At 63.2% G+C, this 17,972-nt stretch carries 15 protein-coding genes; 10 read left to right on the top strand and 5 right to left on the bottom strand.

Annotation, left to right across the window (positions count from 1 at the left end; genetic code table 11):
• Positions 1 to 44: 44 nt before the first annotated feature.
• The 4 genes from QQL28_RS06820 to QQL28_RS06835 are packed head-to-tail and all read right to left on the bottom strand — an operon-like array spanning position 45 to position 4,373.
• Positions 45 to 1,037, bottom strand: coding sequence for an ABC transporter permease (locus QQL28_RS06820; protein ID WP_284262630.1), 993 nt, complete (start codon positions 1,035 to 1,037; stop codon positions 45 to 47).
• Positions 1,034 to 2,020 carry an ABC transporter permease gene (locus QQL28_RS06825; RefSeq protein WP_284262632.1) on the bottom strand — a complete coding sequence of 329 codons (987 nt, stop codon included), beginning with the start codon at positions 2,018 to 2,020 and terminating at the stop codon, positions 1,034 to 1,036. Before QQL28_RS06825 ends, QQL28_RS06820 begins: the two co-directional genes overlap by 4 nt.
• A complete protein-coding gene (locus QQL28_RS06830; RefSeq protein WP_284262634.1) occupies positions 2,017 to 3,558 on the bottom strand; it encodes a sugar ABC transporter ATP-binding protein in 1,542 nt (513 codons plus the stop codon). The genes QQL28_RS06825 and QQL28_RS06830 overlap by 4 nt, the downstream gene beginning before the upstream one ends.
• 2 nt (positions 3,559 to 3,560) lie before the next feature.
• Entirely contained in the window at positions 3,561 to 4,373 is an 813-nt protein-coding gene (locus tag QQL28_RS06835; RefSeq protein ID WP_284262636.1) for a DeoR/GlpR family DNA-binding transcription regulator, read from the bottom strand.
• A gap of 184 nt (positions 4,374 to 4,557) precedes the next feature.
• Here QQL28_RS06835 and QQL28_RS06840 point away from each other — a divergent pair, with 184 nt between their 5' ends.
• Together QQL28_RS06840 and rhaI are read left to right on the top strand one after the other, a co-directional pair.
• A complete protein-coding gene (locus tag QQL28_RS06840) occupies positions 4,558 to 6,657 on the top strand; it encodes a bifunctional rhamnulose-1-phosphate aldolase/short-chain dehydrogenase (RefSeq protein WP_284262638.1) in 2,100 nt (699 codons plus the stop codon).
• Positions 6,654 to 7,952: an L-rhamnose catabolism isomerase gene (gene rhaI, locus QQL28_RS06845; RefSeq protein ID WP_284262640.1), complete on the top strand. Its 1,299-nt coding sequence runs from the start codon at positions 6,654 to 6,656 to the stop codon at positions 7,950 to 7,952. The genes QQL28_RS06840 and rhaI overlap by 4 nt, the downstream gene beginning before the upstream one ends.
• A 57-nt stretch (positions 7,953 to 8,009) precedes the next feature.
• On the opposite strand, the gene QQL28_RS06850 is transcribed toward rhaI, so the two are convergent.
• Entirely contained in the window at positions 8,010 to 8,942 is a 933-nt protein-coding gene (locus QQL28_RS06850) for a 3-ketoacyl-ACP reductase (protein ID WP_348522481.1), read from the bottom strand.
• Positions 8,943 to 8,965: 23 nt separating this feature from the next.
• Between QQL28_RS06850 and QQL28_RS06855 the strand changes: the two genes are divergently transcribed.
• From QQL28_RS06855 to QQL28_RS06890, 8 genes are all read left to right on the top strand, one after another.
• Positions 8,966 to 10,012, top strand: coding sequence for a LacI family DNA-binding transcriptional regulator (locus tag QQL28_RS06855; RefSeq protein ID WP_284262642.1), 1,047 nt, complete (start codon positions 8,966 to 8,968; stop codon positions 10,010 to 10,012).
• A gap of 5 nt (positions 10,013 to 10,017) precedes the next feature.
• Entirely contained in the window at positions 10,018 to 11,016 is a 999-nt protein-coding gene (locus QQL28_RS06860) for a Gfo/Idh/MocA family protein (RefSeq protein ID WP_284263545.1), read from the top strand.
• A gap of 7 nt (positions 11,017 to 11,023) precedes the next feature.
• On the top strand, positions 11,024 to 12,613 hold the full coding sequence (locus tag QQL28_RS06865) for an acyl CoA:acetate/3-ketoacid CoA transferase (protein ID WP_284262644.1): 1,590 nt from the start codon (positions 11,024 to 11,026) through the stop codon (positions 12,611 to 12,613).
• Entirely contained in the window at positions 12,610 to 13,383 is a 774-nt protein-coding gene (locus QQL28_RS06870) for an enoyl-CoA hydratase/isomerase family protein (protein WP_284262646.1), read from the top strand. The genes QQL28_RS06865 and QQL28_RS06870 overlap by 4 nt, the downstream gene beginning before the upstream one ends.
• 154 nt (positions 13,384 to 13,537) lie before the next feature.
• A complete protein-coding gene (locus tag QQL28_RS06875; protein ID WP_284262648.1) occupies positions 13,538 to 14,803 on the top strand; it encodes an ABC transporter substrate-binding protein in 1,266 nt (421 codons plus the stop codon).
• 130 nt (positions 14,804 to 14,933) lie between these two features.
• Positions 14,934 to 15,890, top strand: coding sequence for a carbohydrate ABC transporter permease (locus tag QQL28_RS06880; RefSeq protein ID WP_284262650.1), 957 nt, complete (start codon positions 14,934 to 14,936; stop codon positions 15,888 to 15,890).
• Positions 15,887 to 16,834, top strand: a complete 948-nt coding sequence (locus QQL28_RS06885; protein ID WP_284262652.1) for a carbohydrate ABC transporter permease — start codon at positions 15,887 to 15,889, stop codon at positions 16,832 to 16,834. The genes QQL28_RS06880 and QQL28_RS06885 overlap by 4 nt, the downstream gene beginning before the upstream one ends.
• A gap of 4 nt (positions 16,835 to 16,838) precedes the next feature.
• On the top strand, positions 16,839 to 17,951 hold the full coding sequence (locus QQL28_RS06890) for an ABC transporter ATP-binding protein (protein ID WP_284262655.1): 1,113 nt from the start codon (positions 16,839 to 16,841) through the stop codon (positions 17,949 to 17,951).
• Positions 17,952 to 17,972: the final 21 nt, after the last annotated feature.

Consider the following 17,972-nt stretch of genomic DNA (forward strand, 5'->3'; position numbering starts at 1 on the left):
TTCCTCCCATGTTGAAGCCGCTTGTCCCGCGGCCAGTCACTCCATCAAATTCCCTCACGTCGCCGCTGGAGCGAACTCGCCACAAGAGTTGAAAGGATGAGCACCGTGCCGATGACGACGATCGTCGCGTCGCCTTTGACGCCGGTCAGGGCCAGCCCATTTTTCAAGAGCTGGATCATGGCCAAGCCGACCACCGTGCCCCAGATCGTGCCGACGCCTCCGAATATGCTGGTGCCGCCGAGCACCACCGCCGCGATCACGTCGAGCTCATAGCCGATCCCCATGTCAGAGCGGGTCGTGGTCACGCGCGAGACGAGAACACAAGCCGAAAGGCCGGCCATGAAGCCAGATAGCGTGTAGATGATCAGCTTGGCGCGATCGACCGGCAAGCCGGAAAAGCGCGCGGCGGTCTCGTTGTTGCCGATCGCATAGAGCGTCCGGCCGAAAGTGGTGCGGTCCAGAACGATTGCGGAGACCACGATCGCGATCAGCAGGAGCCAGAGCTGCGCCGGCACGCCGAAGAGGTTTTCCTGTCCGATGAAGTAGAACCATTCCGGGTAGCCGCGCACAGAACGCGCCTGGCTGATCCCCTCGGCGAGCCCGCGGTAGAGAGCAAGCGTCGCGATCGTCATGATCAGCGGCGGCACTTTCACTCTGGTGATGACGATCCCGTTGAGAAAGCCCGCCGCGGCACCGACGAGCAACGAGAAGCAGATCGCCAGCGGCAAGGGAAAGCCGAAATTCTTCCAGGAATAGCCGAGCAAGATCGCGCAGAGCCCGACGATCGAGCCGACAGAGAGATCGATGCCGCCGGTGATGATGATGAAGGTCATCGGCAGCGCGATCAGCCCGACCTCGGTCGTCAGCCTGCCTTGATTGAGCAGATTGTCGAGTGTAAGGAAGCGATTGTTCAAGCCGCCGAGCACGATCAACGCAATGAGCAGGATCACTGCGAGCATCGTCTCGTGGCGCAGCAGCCACCAGGGCACGACGCGCTTGGCGGAGTGGGGGAGAGGGATTTCGCTCATGGCGCTCATGCTCCCGCCATGCGCCGGCGCCGCAGAATGTCGGCGATTACGGTCACGAGGATGAGCACGCCCTGGACCGCGCGGATCCAGTAGGGCGAGACGTCGATGAAGACCAGCGCGCTCGCGATCTCGGCGATCAGTACGGCGGCAAGCGTCGAGCCGGCCACCGTGCCAACGCCCCCGAGGATGCTGACGCCTCCGACGACCGACGCGGTGATGATCGTCAGCTCGAGATTGGGCGGCACGGTCGACTGGATGACGCGCAACTGCGTCGCATAGAGCAGGGCGGCCGCTCCGGCGAACAATCCATGCAGCGCGAAGACCATCACGATCGTGCGCGGCTGCGAAATGCCGCAGAGGCGCGCCGCTTCGGCGTTGCCGCCGACCGCGTAGATGGCGCGGCCCGAGGCCGAATAGCGCATCCACAAGGCTGCCAGGACCGTTACCAGGATCATGAGAAAAACCGGAAACGGCAGCACGCCGGAGAGTTCGATATCGGCGAGATGGAAACTGTCGGGCAGGTCGGTGATCCATTTGCCGCCCGTGACGCTGATCAGGCCGCCTTTGAGGATCGACAGCATGCCGAGCGTAACCACGATCGCCGGAATGCGCAGATAGGCGATGATGACGCCCTGCAAGGCCATCACGAGGACGCCGGCAACGAGCGCTGCCAGCCAGGCAATCACGATCGGCGCGCCGTTCACGGCCAGAGTGCCGCTGATCGTCGCCAGGACGCCGATCAGCGCGCCGACGGAAATATCGATGTTGCCGGAAACGATCACCATCGACATGCCGACCGCGGCGACGGCGATATAGGCGTTGCCGAGCAGCACGTCGGAAAGATTGCGCGCCGCCAGAAAGCGCGGATTGTAAAGGCCGACGGCGACGGCGAGGCCGATCACGGCGATCGCGAGCAAAGCCTCCTGCGAGGCAAGCACTTTCAGCCGCCGCCGCGGATCAGCCTCGGCGCCGGCTAAGGTCACGGCCGTCATGCGGCTTTCTCCGCGTTTTCATGACTGCCCATCATTGCTGCGCCGATCGACTCCTGGGTTGCTTCTTCGTGCGAGAACTCGGCAACAATACGGCCTTCGCGCATCACGAGGATGCGGTCGCTCATGCCGAGCACCTCTGGCAGCTCGCTCGAAATCATCAGGATGGCGAGCCCCTGGGCCGCAAGCTCGCCCATCAGCCGATGGATCTCCGCCTTCGCGCCTACATCGATGCCGCGCGTCGGCTCGTCGAGGATCAATAGCTTCGGCCCGTTGGCGAGCCACTTGCCGAGCACGATCTTCTGTTGATTGCCGCCGGAGAGCTTGCCCGCCGTCTGCTCGAGCGAGCTCGCCTTGACCGCAAAGCGCTTGACGCCGTCGCCGGCAAGCTTGCGCTCGGCGCCGCGATCGATGAAGCCGCCGAATGCGACCTTGCCAAGCGCGGCGAGGCTGAAGTTCTCGCGCACCGTCATCGGCCGCACCAGGCCTTGCGTACCGCGATCCTCGGGAACATAGGCGAGTCCCAAGGACCGCGCCTGCGCCGGCGAGCGAATGTCGACCTTCTGTCCGGCGATCCGGATTTCGCCGCCATCGGCCGGCGTGACGCCGAAAATGGTTTGCGCCAGCTCGCTGCGACCCGAGCCAACGAGGCCGGCAAGGCCGACGATCTCACCGGCGCGCACCGTGAGCGAAATGCTCCGTGTCAGCGGCCGTCGTTCGAGGTCCTTCACCTCCAGCACCGGCTTGCCGATCGGAACCGTGATCTTCGGGAACAGGCTTTCGATCCTGCGGCCGACCATCAATTGCACGAGCTCGGCCGCGTCCGTGTCGGCGACGCGCTTGGTCGCGACATGTGCGCCATCGCGCAGCACGGTGACGCGATCGGCGATCGCGAAAATCTCGTCGAGCCGATGGCTGATATAGATCACGGCGACCCCGCGCGCCTTCAGCTTGCGCACGATATCGAACAGCCGCGTGACGTCGTACTCGGTCAGGGCTGCGGTCGGCTCGTCCATGATCAGTATGCGCGCGTCCTGTGACAGCGCGCGCAGGATTTCGACGCGCTGGCGATTGCCGACGCTGAGCGTGCCGACGACTCGCTCGGCCTCCAGGTCATGAATCTCGAGCGAAGCGAGCAGCGCATTCGTCTTCTCCCGCATCGCTCGCCAGTCGATCCGGCGCAGGCCCGCCCGCGGCGCATGCCCCATGAAGATATTTTCGGCAACGGTGAGCTCCGGAAACAGCAGCAGCTCTTGATAGATCGTGGCGATGCCGGCACGACGGGCATCGTCCGGCCGCGCGAGATCGACCGCCTTGCCGCCCACGAGCACCTCGCCGCGATCGGGCGGGAACACGCCGGAAACGATCTTGATCAGCGTCGACTTGCCGGCGCCATTCTCGCCGAGCAAGGCGTGGACTTCGCCCCTGGCAGCATCGAAGGAGACGCCGGACAGCGCCCGCACGCCAGGAAAGGACTTCTCGATCGCGCGCACCGAGAGAAGCGGTGTTGTGGGGGGGGCATAGTGCGCGCTCGCTGTCATGGTTACGCCGCCGCATTGGTTTGAGCGCTTGCATCGACCACAACGACGCGCACACCGTGTCCGCGCAGCATGTCGAGTGCATCGCTTGGCGCGTCGGAATCGGTGATCAGCGTATCGATGCGCGAAAGCGGACAGACGACGAGGCTGCCGCGTGAGACGAATTTCGAGGAATCGGCGAGCACGATCAGCTTGTCGGCACGCTTCAGGAGCTTCGATTCGGCGCGTGCGAGCAGGGGATCGCCTTCGATCACGCCGAGCGGGCCAATCGATATCGCACTCATGAACATCCGCGTCGCCGAATAATGCTGGATCGCATCCTCTTCAAAGGGAGAGACGATCATGCCCTGCTCACGATAGACCTCGCCGCCCGGCAAGGCGACGCGGCATTTCGACGTGTGGATCAGCGCTTCGGCGAGCAGATAGGAATTGGTCAACACCTTCAGGCGTCGCTCGCGCAGATATTCGCCCATCTGATACGTGGTCGTGCCGCCATTGATGATGATCGTCTCGCCGTCGGCGCAGAGGGCGACAGCCGCTTTCGCAATGGCGCGCTTGGCGTCGATATTGAGTGTCTGGCTGACGTCGAAGGAGCGCGTGGCAAGGGAAAGGACGTCGCCCGGTGCGTTGGCGGTTTCGGGCAGGGCTTCGAGTCCGCCGTGCACCCTTATCGCGACACCTTGCTCGGCGAGCCTCGCGAAATCGCGCCGTATCGAGGCTTCGGACACTCCGGTCGCGCGGCAGGCATCGGCGATGCGCACCAGCGACCGCTCGCGCAAGAGTGCCTTGATGACCTGCCAGCGTTCCCGCTCGTGCACGTCGCCCTCCCTTTTGCCCGTAAATAGGTCACGCTCTCGACCAGTGGTCAACTCCAAACCGTCAGATTCGCTCAATATCGCGCTGCATCAATCATGCCGCGTCGCGATGATGAGCGCGGATGATTGACCGTGATTGGATGCCTGACATAAGCTGCCCGAAGATAAAGCACAGGGAGAATGCCTAATGAGCGAGGTCGTCGCGGCCACGCCCCTGCCAAGTCTATGGGACGATGCGCTCGCCGCGGAGCTCGATGAGGCAGGTCAGTTGCTGTACCGCTCGAACCTGCTCGGGGCCGATCTGCGCATCACAAATTTCGGCGGCGGCAACACCTCGGCCAAGATCGAGATGAAAGATCCGCTAACGCGCGAGAACGCACGCGTGCTCTGGGTCAAGGGTTCGGGCGGCGACCTCGGCTCGATGAAGCGCGATGGCTTTTCGACGCTGTATCTCGACAAGCTCGAGGGCCTGAAAGGCCTTTATCGCGGCCTCGCCCATGAGGACGAGATGGTCGCCTTGTTCAATCACTGCACCTTCGATCTCAATCCGCGTGCGACTTCGATCGATACGCCCTTGCACGCCTTCGTGCCGCACCGGCATGTCGATCACGTCCATGCCGATGCGGTCATCGCCATCGCCGCCTCAGTCGACGCCGAGCGTCTGACACGTGAGGTTTTTGGTGGCAAGCTCGGGTTCCTACCGTGGCAGCGGCCCGGCTTCGATCTCGGCCTGAAACTCGGCGAGATGGCCGCGCGCCATCCCGACTATATCGGCGTCGTTCTCGGTGGGCACGGTCTCTTCACCTGGGCCGAGACGTCGAAAGCCTGCTACGAGATGACCTTGCGCGTGATTCAGCAGGCCGCCGATTGGCTTGCCGCGCATGAGCAGAAGTCGGCTTTCGGCAGCGCCAAGGTCCAAGCGGCCCTGCCGGAAAAGCGCCGCGCGATCGCGGCTAGGCTGATGCCGCTGATCCGCGGCAAGATCTCAGCGGACGAGCGCAAGATCGGCCATTTCACCGATGCCCCGGAGGTGCTGGAGTTCGTCAACTCAAGCGGGCTGACGAAGCTGGCTCCGCTCGGCACCTCCTGTCCGGATCACTTTCTTCGCACCAAGATCCGGCCGCTGTTGCTGCCCTACGATCCTGCGCGCGACAATCTCGACGAGGTGATCGCCGGCCTCGACGACGTTCTCGCCGACTACCGGCGAGATTACGCCGCCTACTACGAACGTTGCAAACATCCGAACTCGCCGGCCATGCGCGATCCCAACGCGGTCGTTTATCTCGCACCCGGAATCGGCATGTTCACGTTTGCCAAGGACAAGGCGACCGCGCGCGTTGCGGCCGAGTTTTACGTCAACGCCATCAACGTGATGCGCGGCGCCTCGGGTGTCAGCGCCTATGTCGGCCTTGCCGAGCAGGAGGCCTTCAATATCGAATACTGGCTGCTGGAAGAGGCCAAGCTGCAGCGCATGCCCAAGCCGAAATCGCTCGCCGGGCGGATCGCCTATGTGACCGGCGGCGCCGGCGGCATTGGCGGGGCGACAGCGCAGCGGCTGCTCGGCGAAGGCGCTTGCCTCGTCATTGCCGATATCGACGAGAAGGCGCTCAGCGAGCGCGTTGCGGCGATCACGAAGCGCCATGGTCGCGACGCGGCCATCGGCGTGAAGCTCGATGTGACCGATGAGACGGCGGTGGTCGCTTCGTTCGAAGAGGCCGCGCGCGCCTTTGGCGGCGTCGACATCGTCGTCTCGAATGCGGGGATCGCCTCGGCCTCGCCCGTCGAGGACACGAGCCTCGGGCTCTGGCAGAAGAACATGGACATTCTCGCCACGGGCTATTTCCTCGTCTCGCGAGAGGCGTTCCGGTTGATGCAGCGTCAGAACATTGGCGGCGCCATCGTCTTCGTCGCCTCGAAAAACGGTCTCGCCGCTTCGGCGGGCGCTGCGGCCTATTGCGCGGCCAAGGCGTCGGAGATCCATCTCGCGCGCTGCCTGGCGCTGGAGGGCGCTACGCATGGCATCCGGGTCAACACGGTCAATCCGGACGCGGTGCTGCGCGGCTCGAAGATCTGGGAAGGCGAGTGGCGCCAGCAGCGCGCGGCGTCCAACAAGGTCGGGGAAGACCAGCTCGAGGAACTCTACCGCCAGCGCTCGATGCTCAAGCTGTCGGTTTTTCCCGAGGATATCGCCGAGGGCGTCTACTTCTTCGCGTCCGACCTTTCGGCCAAATCGACCGGCAACATCCTTAACGTCGACGCCGGCAATGCCCAGGCCTTCACGCGATGAGCACGCCATTCTCGATCAGCGCCGATTTCATCGCCGACCATAACAGGCGGCTCGAAGACGCGACCACCGAAGACTACGACGCCCTGAAGCGAGCGCTGGCGCGGCACGGGATCAATGCCGACGCTCTGGTGGACAAGGTCATGGCCTTCGGCGTCGCCATTCCGACCTGGGGTGTCGGCACGGGTGGCACGCGGTTCGCCCGCTTTCCCGGGCCCGGTGAGCCACGCAATGTCTTCGAGAAGCTCGACGATTGCGCCGTGATCCAGCGATTGGCGCGCGCGACGCCGACCATCTCGCCGCACATTCCGTGGGACAAGGTCGACGATTATGCCGGCTTGCGCGAACAGGCCGCGACGCACGGCCTTGCGTTCGATGTGGTCAATTCCAACACGTTCCAGGACCAGCCGGAGCAAGAGCTGTCTTACAAGTTTGGTTCGCTGTCACATACCGATGCACGCGTGCGGGCACAGGCGGTCGCGCATAATATCGAATGCATCGAGATCGGCCGCAAGCTCGGCTCGAAGGCGTTGACAGTCTGGATCGCGGACGGATCGAACTTTGCCGGCCAATCGAATCTGACCAAGACGCTCGACCGCTATATGGACGCGATGCGCGAGATCGTCACGGCGCTGCCCGCCGACTGGCGGGTGTTCCTCGAACACAAGCTTTACGAGCCGGCATTCTACTCGACCGTGATCTCGGATTGGGGCACGAGTTTCGCAGTCGCGCAGGAGCTAGGCTCCAAGGCGTATTGCCTCGTCGATCTCGGCCATCATGCGCCGAACGTGAATATCGAGCAGATCGTCGCCCGGCTGGTTCGGTTCGGGAAGCTCGCCGGCTTCCATTTCAATGATTCAAAATACGGCGACGACGATCTCGACAGCGGCTCGGTCGAGCCGTTCCGGCTGTTTCTCGTCTTCAACGAGTTGATCGACGCGGAGCGCCGCAAGGCGGAAGGCTTCGCGCCCGCTTATATGATCGACCAGTCGCATAACGTGACCGACCCGATCGAGAGCCTCATGCAGTCGGCGATCGAGTTGCAGCGCGCCTATGCGCAGGCGTTGATCGTCGATCGCGCGGCGCTCGAAGCGGCGCAAGAGGCCAATGACGCGCTCGGCGCCCATCTCGAATTGAAACGCGCCTTCACGACCGACGTCTCGCCGCTGCTCGCCATTGCCCGCCTGCGCGCCGGCGGTGCGATCGCGCCGATCTCGGCCTATCGCGCATCCGGCTATCGGTCGCAAAAGGCGAAGGAGCGTCCCGCTGTCACTGGGACTTCGGCGGGAATTGTGTAGGCGAGGCGAGGGGGCCTTCGCACGGCGCATCGATATCTGATTGCCTTGCTTCCGCCGTCAGAGCTTCCGCAGCGCCAGACCGCCATCGACGTGGATGACATCTCCCGTCGAATAGCCGAGTTGGCCTGTCGCCAGGGTTGCGACGGCCTTTCCGATATCCTCGGGCTCACCCCAGCGCCTGAGAGGCGTGAGACCTTCGCCAACGAGCCGGTCGTACTTATCCTTGGCGACAGCGGTCATCTGCGTTCGGATGATCCCTGGCCGAAGCTCGTAGGACCCGATGCCGTGATCGGCAAGCCGGATAGCAAAAAGCCGAGCCATCATGGATAAACCCGTCTTGGAGATGCAGTACTCACCGCGGTCAATCGAGGCGAATTCGGCATTGATCGACGAGATCGTGATGATGCTGCGAAAGTGGTGCGATTTCGCGCCGATCATCCGCCGCGCGACCTCCTGGGTCAGGAAGAAGGGACCGCGCAGGTTGATCCTCATGACGCGGTCATAGCTCTCCGGCGTCATCTTTAAGAGATCGTCGCGGACGCTAACGGATACACCAGCATTGTTGACGAGGCAGTCGATACCGCCGAAGGCATTCCAGGCTTCGTCCACGAATTGATGGTGCTGCTCGAGCTGCGAAATATCCATCGCGATGGCGTCTGCATCCCCGCCTGTTTCGCGGATGGCTGCCACCGTCTCGTCGAGATCTTTCGAGCCGGGAAGATCATTCACGATGATCGAGAAGCCGGCTCGCGATAGCGCGAGCGCGATGGCGCGGCCGATGCCGCGCCCCGCTCCTGTCACCAGAGCGCCAGGTCGTCGCTGATCGTCCATATCGGTTTCCTTCATGCGATCGTGCCCAGGCGAACGAACGTCGTTTGATTTGGAACGTTCTATAATATGAAGGTTCTGGCGTTCGAGGTAAAAGTTCCATATTCGCCTTAATTTGAGCCCTTGTGTGTTAAAGAGAATGGGAGTATTGGAACGTTCCAAATACGGGGAGGCTCGCGAAGGACATGGCGCGTGCGGGGCGCAAGACTCGTGCGGTGACGATCCTCGACATTGCCAAGTCGGCGGGCGTGTCGAAGTCGACGGTATCGCTTGTGCTCAAGAGAAGTCCTCTCGTCAGGGAGGAGACGCGCCAGCGGGTGGCGGGGGCGATGGACGCTCTCGGCTATGTCTACAATCGCGGTGCTGCCAGCTTGCGACGCGCGAGGGCCGACATCGTTGGGATGGTCATCAACGACCTATCGAACCCGTTTTTCGCCGAGCTTGCCATCGGCATCGAGCGCGCCTTGCAAAATTCGGGCTTTGTTCCGTTCATCGCCAATACCGCCGAGAGCGTCGTCCGTCAGGCCGAGGTGGTACGCTCGATGCGGGAGCATGGCGCTGCCGGCCTGATCCTCAGTCCGGCGCTCGACACCGACGTGGCGGAGATCTCGCGGCTCGAGGCACGCCTGCCCATCGTGCTTGCGATCCGGCGGATCATCGGGGCCCGCGCCTCGCTGGTGGTTTCGGATAATCTGGCCGGTGCAACGCGGGCGACCGAGCATCTGATCGAGCTCGGCCATCGCGATATTGCTTTTGTCGGTGGCGTCGGCCGGATGGTCGTCTTCCAGGATCGTGTTGCCGGGTTTACGGGCGCTATGGAGAAGGCGCGACTTGCCGTCGAGCCCGCGCGGATCATTGAGAGCATGCCAACGAAGGACGGCGGCTTCGATGCCATGAAGCGCCTGCTGTCGTCGGAGGGGCGACCAACGGCGGTGGTTTGCTTCAACGACGTCGTGGCCATCGGCGCGATGTTGGCGATCGCGCGACACGGGCTGACCGTCGGGCGCGATGTTGCCGTCGTCGGTTTCGACGATACCGCAGAGGCCCGTCATGTCTCTCCCGCTCTGACCACCGTGTCGGTCGATGCCGGCAGTCTCGGAGAGCGCGCCGCGCAGATGCTGCTGAGGCAGATCAACGAGGGCGAGCGTCGTCTCGAGAATTACGTGGGCGAAGCGCGGTTGGTCGTTCGAGAGAGTTGTGGAGCGACATTCAAACGGAGGATCGCATCTTGAGTGGCCTGCGTTGGGGATTAATCGGTGCAAGTACGATCGCGCGCGAATGGATGATCGAGGCCATCCGCGGGGCGGGCGGCGAGGTGATGGCTGTGATGAGCAGCGATCCGGAGCGGTCGCAGCGATTTGCCAGCGAGAACGGGATCGCGGCAGCAACGACGGATCTCGACGCGTTGCTCGGAAGCGGTATCGATGCGGTCTACATCTCGACAACGAACGAGCATCATTGTTCGCAGACGCTGGCCGCAGCCGCGGCCGGCAAGCACGTGCTGTGCGAGAAGCCGCTCGCGTTGAACTTGGCGGACGCAAGGCGAATGGTCGCGGCCTGCAAGGCGGCAGGGGTGCAGATGGGGACGAACCATCATTTGCGCAATGCAGCCACCCATCGCGCAATCCACGCGGCGATCAAGGCGGGCCATATCGGCAAGCCTCTGTTCGCCCGTGTGTTTCATGCGGTCTACCTTCCGCCGCACTTGCAGGGCTGGCGGATTGAGAGGCCGGGGGCGGGTGGCGGCGTAGTGCTCGATATCACCGTTCATGACGCCGACACCATGCGCTTCGTGCTCGACGAGAATCCCGTCGCCGTGACCGCGATGATGTCGCGGGGCGGTATGGGCCAGGCAGGTCTCGAAGACGGCGTCATGGGGGTGGTCCGCTTCGAAAGCGGGCTTATTGCCCAGTTCCACGATGCCTTCACGACTCGATACGCGGTGACGGGCTTCGAGGTCCATGGCGAAGAGGGGTCGTTGATCGGGACCGACTGCATGACCCAGCAGCCCAAAGGTGAAGTCCTGCTGCGAACCAGGGATGGCGAGAAGCAGCTCTCGATCGCACACGAGAATCTCTATCTGCGAGCGGTGCGCCTGTTCGGCGATGCGGTTGCGGGCCGTGGGGCACCCTCTGCTACTGGCGAGGATGGGATCAAGTCCCTGAGCGTTGCGCTGTCGACGCGCGAGGCTGCGCGAACGGGGCACGAGACGCCCATCGATCTGACGACGAACTGAGGCGGATATGGCACGAACGAAGGTCTTGAGCGCTTCGGAGGCGGCCCGTCTGATCCCCGACGGCGCCGTCGTCACGGTCTCTTCGTCGTCCGGGCTGGGCTGCCCGGATGCGGTGCTAGCCGCCATCGGCGCAAGATTTGATTCCGAAGGCCACCCGCGCAACCTCACGACGCTGCATCCGATCGCTGCCGGCGACATGTGGGGCGTCAAGGGCATCGACCATCTCGCCAAGCCTGGATGCCTCAGGAAGGTTCTGGCTGGCTCTTATCCATCCGGTCCTTCCTCAGCCGCTCCCCCTGCGATCTGGGAGATGATCTCGGGGGATACCATTCCCGCCTACAACGTGCCGTCGGGAATCCTGTTCGACATGCATCGTGAGGCCGCTGCGAAGCGCCCGGGCGTGCTGACCAAGGTCGGCATGGACACCTTCGTCGACCCGATGCGTGAAGGCTGCGCGATGAACGCCAAGGCCGCCGCTGAGCCGATCGTCAGCCGCGTGAACTTCGCAGGCGAGGACTGGTTGTTCTTCCCGAGCATCATTCCACAAGTCGCGATCATTCGCGCCACCACCGCGGACGAGCGCGGCAACCTCTCGTATGAGCACGAGGGCGGCATTCTCGGGCCGCTCGACCAGGCGCTGAGCGTACGCAACAATGGCGGCCTCGTGATCGCGCAGGTCAAGCGCCTTGCGGCTGCCGGCACCTTGCGTCCTCACGACGTCGTCGTGCCCGGCGTGCTCGTCGACGCTATTGTCGTGGCCCCGGACCAGCTCCAGACCACGAACACGCCGTATGAGCCCGCGATTTCCGGCGAGATCTTTCGGCCAATCGCCTCGTTCGAGACGCCAAGATTCGACGTCGGCAAAGCCATCGCCCGGCGCGTCGCGATGGAGCTTCGCGACGGCGACGCCGTCAACATCGGATTCGGTATTTCGGCCAACGTCCCGCGTATTCTGATCGAGGAAGGCCGGCACGGAGCGGTCACCTGGGTGATCGAGCAGGGCGCCATCGGCGGCGTTCCGCTGCTTGATTTCCAGTTCGGCTGCGCGTCCAATGCCGAGGCCATCGTCCAGTCGCCGCATCAATTCACCTACTTCCAGGGTGGTGGCTTCGACATGTCGCTGCTCTCGTTTCTCCAGATCGACCGCTCGGGCTCGGTCAACGTTTCGAAGCTCGGCCTCCGTCCCCATGTGACGGCAGGGGCTGGCGGCTTCGTCGACATCACGGCGCGGGCCAGGCGCATCGTGTTCTCGGGTTACTTCACCGCGGGCGCGGGTCTCGAGATCGTCGATGGCTCATTGCGGATTGCCAGGGAAGGGAAAGTCAGGAAGCTCGTCAACGAGGTCGAGCAGGTGTCCTTTTCGGGCAGGCGGGCGGTCGCGCAGGGACAGGAGATCGTCTACGTCACCGAACGCTGCGTCTTGAGGCTCGAACCCGAGGGCGTCACCGTCGTCGAGATCGCGCCCGGTGTTGACTTGCAGCGCGACGTACTTGCACAATCGGAATTCCCACTGCGAGTGGCGGGCAATCTGAAGTTGATGCCGGCCGTGCTGTTCCGTCCCGAACCGATTGGCCTCGAATTGCGGAGAGCAGCTTGAGCCCGTTTGTCGAATTGACCTTCCAGGGATCGATCGCCCGCCTCGGCCTCAAGCGCCCCGACAAGCTCAATGCGCTTGATCGTGACATGGTCGAGGCGCTCGGCGAGGCAGCGCGGGCCATCGAGGCCTCGCGCGAGACCCGCGTGGCGATCCTGTTCGGGGAGGGGAAGGCATTTTGTGCCGGCGGCGATATCGCGGCCTGGGGCGACTTGCCCGCGCTCGACATGTGGCGCGACTGGACGCGCGCGGGTCATCGCGCATTCGAGGCGCTGGCACGCCTGCGCGTGCCGCTGATTGCGGCGCTTACCGGCCACGCGTTCGGTGGCGGACTGGAACTCGCCGCGGTGGCGGACGTGCGCATCGCCGAGCGCGGCATCAAACTCGGACTACCGGAGACGGGATTGGGCATGGCGCCGGGCTGGTCGGGAACGCAGCGCCTGGTTCGCCGGTTCGGCGCCTCCGTGGTGCGCCGCATGGCGCTCACGGGCTGTCTGTTCACGGCCGAAGAAGGTTGCGAGCTCGGGCTGGTCGACGAAGTGACCGATGGCGGCCAAGCACTGACGCGCGCCGAAAGCTTGGCGTCGGATGTTGCCGCGCGTGGGCCGCTCGCCGTGCAGATCGTCAAGGCGATGATCAATTCGGCCGAAGGGGAGGATAGTGACGTCCCCATCGAAGGGCTTGCCGGCGCGCTCACCGCCACGACCGATGATCTCGCCGAGGGCGTTGCCGCCTTCAGGGGTAAGCGCGCCCCTCGTTTTGTTGGACACTAGGAAAGGAGCTTTGAAGGCGGGCCGCTTTGCTGGGTTCGGCGGCAACCGCAGGCGACAATGATAATGAAATTCAAGAGCCGATTGAACAGGCCTCTCGAAACGGTGCCGGACCGCTTCCGGCAGGAAACGACCAAAAAAGGGAAGGGACACGCGTATGAAGTTCCGCGCATTTCTGATCTCGACGGCTTTGACGGCCGTCACCATCAGCTATGGGACGCTGGCGCACGCGGCGGACGTTAAGGAAGTGCAGATGCTGCATTGGTGGACGTCAGGCGGCGAGGCGGCCGCGCTCGACGTCATCAAGCAGGCCGTCGCCAAGCAGGGATTTGCCTGGAAGGACGTGCCGGTCGCCGGAGGCGGCGGCGGCGCGGCGATGACCACGCTGAAGGCCAATGTCGCCGCGGGCAATCCGCCGACGGCGTCGCAGATCCTCGGCTACTACGCGCTCGAATATGCCGAACAGGGCTCGCTCGCCGACATTTCGTCGCTTGCGGGCAAGGACGGTTGGGACAAGGTCGTACCGGCTGCACTGCAGAAGTTTGCCAAGACCAACGGCAAGTGGGGTGCCGTTCCGATCAACATTCATTCCGTCAACTGGATCTGGTTGAACAAGGCCGTGATGGAGAAGATCGGCGGTACGGAGCCGAAGAACTTCGATGAGTTCGTCGCGCTGCTCGACAAGGCCAAGAAGGCAGGCGTCATTCCGCTCGCACTCGGCGGCCAACCCTGGCAGGAGGCGACGATGTTCGATTCGATCGTCGCCTCGACCGGCGGCACCGACTTCTACAAGAAGGCGTTCGTGGACCTTGATGAGGGCGCGCTCAAGTCCGACACGATGAAGAAGTCGTTCGACAACCTCGCCAAGCTGCGTGACTACGTCGACCCGAACTACACGGGACGGGACTGGAACCTCGCGACCGCCATGGTGATCAAGGGCGACGCGCTCGTTCAGGTGATGGGCGACTGGGCCAAGGGCGAGTTCGCGGCAGCGCACAAGGAGGCGGGGAAGGACTACCTCTGCTACCGCTTCCCGGGCACCGACGGCTCCGTCTTCTACAACTCCGACATGTTCGCCTTCTTCAAGGTCCCGGCCGATCGCCAGGCCGCGCAACTCGCGCTCGCTCAGGTGACGATGAACCCTGACGTCCAGTCGGCGTTCAACGTCATCAAAGGCTCCGTCCCGGCGAGAACGGACGTTTCCGACGCCGCCTTCGACATATGCGGCAAGAAGGGCATCGCGGACGTCAAGACGGCCAACGCAAAGGGAACGTTCTTCGGCTCGCTTGCCCAGAACTACGCCCAGCCGCCGGCCATCGCCACGGCCTATTATGATGTCGTGACCAAGTTCATGCACGGCGGGATCAAGACGTCGGACATCGCCGTGACCGAGCTGGTGAAGGCAATCAACGCCGCCAAGTAATGGCTCGGCGGCTGCTCTCCCGTTTGCGCTACTCTGCAAACGGGAGAGGCTGTCAAAATCGAAGTCATCACGCCTGCGTCGCCGTCCAGGGCTCGTCGCGGCGACGGGGCGTGGCTTTCGGAGGATCATCATGACCGCGACGACCGAACGCGAGGCGGCAACCGGGATGACCCGGCAGCAACTCGGCCCGTCGCTGCGCGGGTGGTTACAGGACTGGTTGCCGCGGCTTGTGCTGGCGCCGTCGTTCCTGCTCGTGCTGGTCTTCGTCTATGGCTTCAATCTCTGGACCGTGTTTCTGTCGTTCACGAATTCGAGGGCGTTTCCGACTACAAACCTGATCGGCTTCACCAACTACGTGAGGCTGTGGAACTGGACCTTCGAGACCGATCCGCCGTCGAACTGGTACACCGCACTCGTCAACATGGGTCTGTTCGGCGGACTCTACATCTTCTTCTGCCTGTTTCTCGGGCTGCTGCTGGCGATCCTGCTTGATCAGAAGATTCGCGGCGAAGGAATTTTGCGGCCGATCTATCTCTATCCGTTGGCGCTGTCATTCATCGTCACCGGCACGGCCTGGAAGCTGTTCCTGGATCCGCGCATTGGACTCGAAAACGCCTTGCACGATTGGGGATGGATCAGCTTCCATTTCGACTGGGTGGTCGATCCGAAGATGATGATCTATTGCGTCGCGATCGCCGGCATCTGGCAGAGCTCGGGCTTCGTGATGGCGATGTTTCTTGCGGGGCTGCGCGGTGTCGACGGCGAAATCCTCAAGGCGGCGCAGATCGACGGTGCCTCGGCCTACCAGACCTATCGCCGCATCGTCATTCCGATCATACGCCCGGTCTTCTTCTCGGCGCTGATCGTGCTGGCGCACATGGCGATCAAATCCTACGACCTCGTGCTGTCTGTGACCGGCAAGAATCCCGGCGGCGCGGCGGAGCTGCCGTCGACCTTCATGTACTCCTATACATTTACCCGCAACCAGATGGCGGTCGGATCGGCCAGCGCAGTGATCATGCTGATGACGATCGCGGCGATCATGGTTCCCTACATCTATTCGGAAACCAGGGAGAAGAGCCGATGAGCGCCGCCGACCTGGTTACGTCTGCGCCGGGGCGCCGTCCCTCCGGTCATTCGCTGACGACTCGTATCGTCATCTACGGCCTGCTCCTTTTGTTCGCCTTCGTCTACCTTGTGCCGCTTGCGGTCATGGTGCTGACCTCGCTCAAGCCACTCGATGAGGTCACGGGCGGCAATATGTTCGCGCTGCCGCGGCATCTGACCTTGGAACCCTGGTTGAGGGCTTGGGGCGAAGCGCGCATCGGCGTGTCGGACACGCGCGGGATCAGCGGCTACTTCTTCAATTCGGTCAAGATGGTCGTGCCGGCGGTCCTGATCTCGACCCTGCTCGGTGCATTGAACGGCTACGTCCTGACCAAGTGGAGCTTCCCCGGGCACAAGCTTGTGTTCGGCATGATGCTGTTCGCCTGCTTCATCCCTTTCCAGTCGGTCATCATCCCGATGGCCGTGATCCTCGGCGCACTCGGCAGGTTCGGCATGACGCTCGCCGATTTCACCGGCTGGTCGTTCGGTCTCGGCAATGCGACGGTCAATCTCGTCATCGTGCACGTGATCTATGGGCTGGGTTTCACCACGCTGTTCTTCCGCAACTACTACGCGGCGTTCCCGACCGAGCTCATCAAGGCGGCGATGATCGATGGCGCGAGCTTCTTCCAGATCTTCCGCCGGATACTGCTGCCGAACTCGACGCCGATCTTCATCGTTACCGTCATCTACCAGTTCACCAACATCTGGAATGATTTCCTGTTCGGCTCGACCTTTGCGGCGGGGGACACCGCGCCCATGACGGTCGCACTCAACAATCTCGTCAACACCTCGACCGGCGTCGTCGAATACAACACCAACATGGCGGCCGCGATCATCGCCGCCGCGCCGACGCTGCTCGTCTATGTCATTGCCGGTCGATATTTTGTCCGCGGCCTGATGGCGGGCGCCATAAAGGGATAGAGACATGGCTACGCTCGAGATCAGCTCGCTTCGCAAGCTCTTCGGCACCATCGAGGTCCTGAAGGGGATCGACATTACGCTCGAGAAGGGCGGCTTTCTAGTGCTGGTCGGCCCGTCGGGCTGCGGCAAGTCGACTCTGCTCAACACGATTGCGGGCCTCGAAACGATCTCTTCGGGTGAGATCCGCATCGGCGGCAACGTTGTGAATCATCTGCACCCGTCAAAACGGGACATTGCAATGGTTTTCCAGTCCTACGCGCTCTATCCGAACATGTCGGTTGCCGAGAATATCGGGTTCGGCATGGAGATGCGGGGAGTTGCCAAGGCGGAACGGGAGAAGGCTATCACTGCGGTCGCAAAAACTCTGCAGATCGAGCACTTGCTGGCGCGCCGCCCGAGCCAGCTTTCCGGCGGCCAGCGGCAACGCGTCGCGATGGGGCGCGCGCTTGTCCGGCGGCCCAGCATCTTTCTGTTCGACGAGCCGTTGTCGAACCTCGATGCCAAGCTGCGCGTCGATATGCGGGTCGAAATCAAGCGTCTGCATCAGACGACCGGCACCACGATCGTTTATGTCACGCACGATCAGATCGAGGCCATGACGCTGGCGACGAAGATCGCAGTGCTCAGGAATGGCGAACTTCAGCAGGTAGGAGGTCCGAGCGAGATCTATAATCGGCCCTCCAACATGTTCGTCGCGGACTTCATGGGATCGCCGGCGATGAACCTGCTGGAGGGCACGGTTACGCAGGCGGATGGCCAACAGCGCATCGCGCTCGCGCGCAAGGATGGGACGCCGATCATGCTGCCCGTGCCGGCGAGTGCCGACGCTGCCGGGCTCAAGGACGGTGCCAAGGTGATCTTCGGCATTCGCCCCGAGGCCGTCAAGGATGACGAGAGCATGGACCGCAACGCCAGATCCGTTGTCAGGTTCGATGCGGGCGTGGAGATCATCGAACCTGCCGGATCGGACACCTACGTCGTCATCCGGGTCGCGGGCAAGGAGGTGACCGCCCGCATGCGTGCCGATGCCGACGTCCGGCTCGGGCAGCCGCACACTTTCGCGTTCAACCTCGACAAGGCGGTGCTGTTCGATCCAGCAACGACGCGCCGCATCTGACTGGCGATCGAGCGCTGCGAG

The organism is Bradyrhizobium iriomotense, assembly GCF_030160715.1.
Taxonomy (GTDB): domain Bacteria; phylum Pseudomonadota; class Alphaproteobacteria; order Rhizobiales; family Xanthobacteraceae; genus Bradyrhizobium; species Bradyrhizobium iriomotense.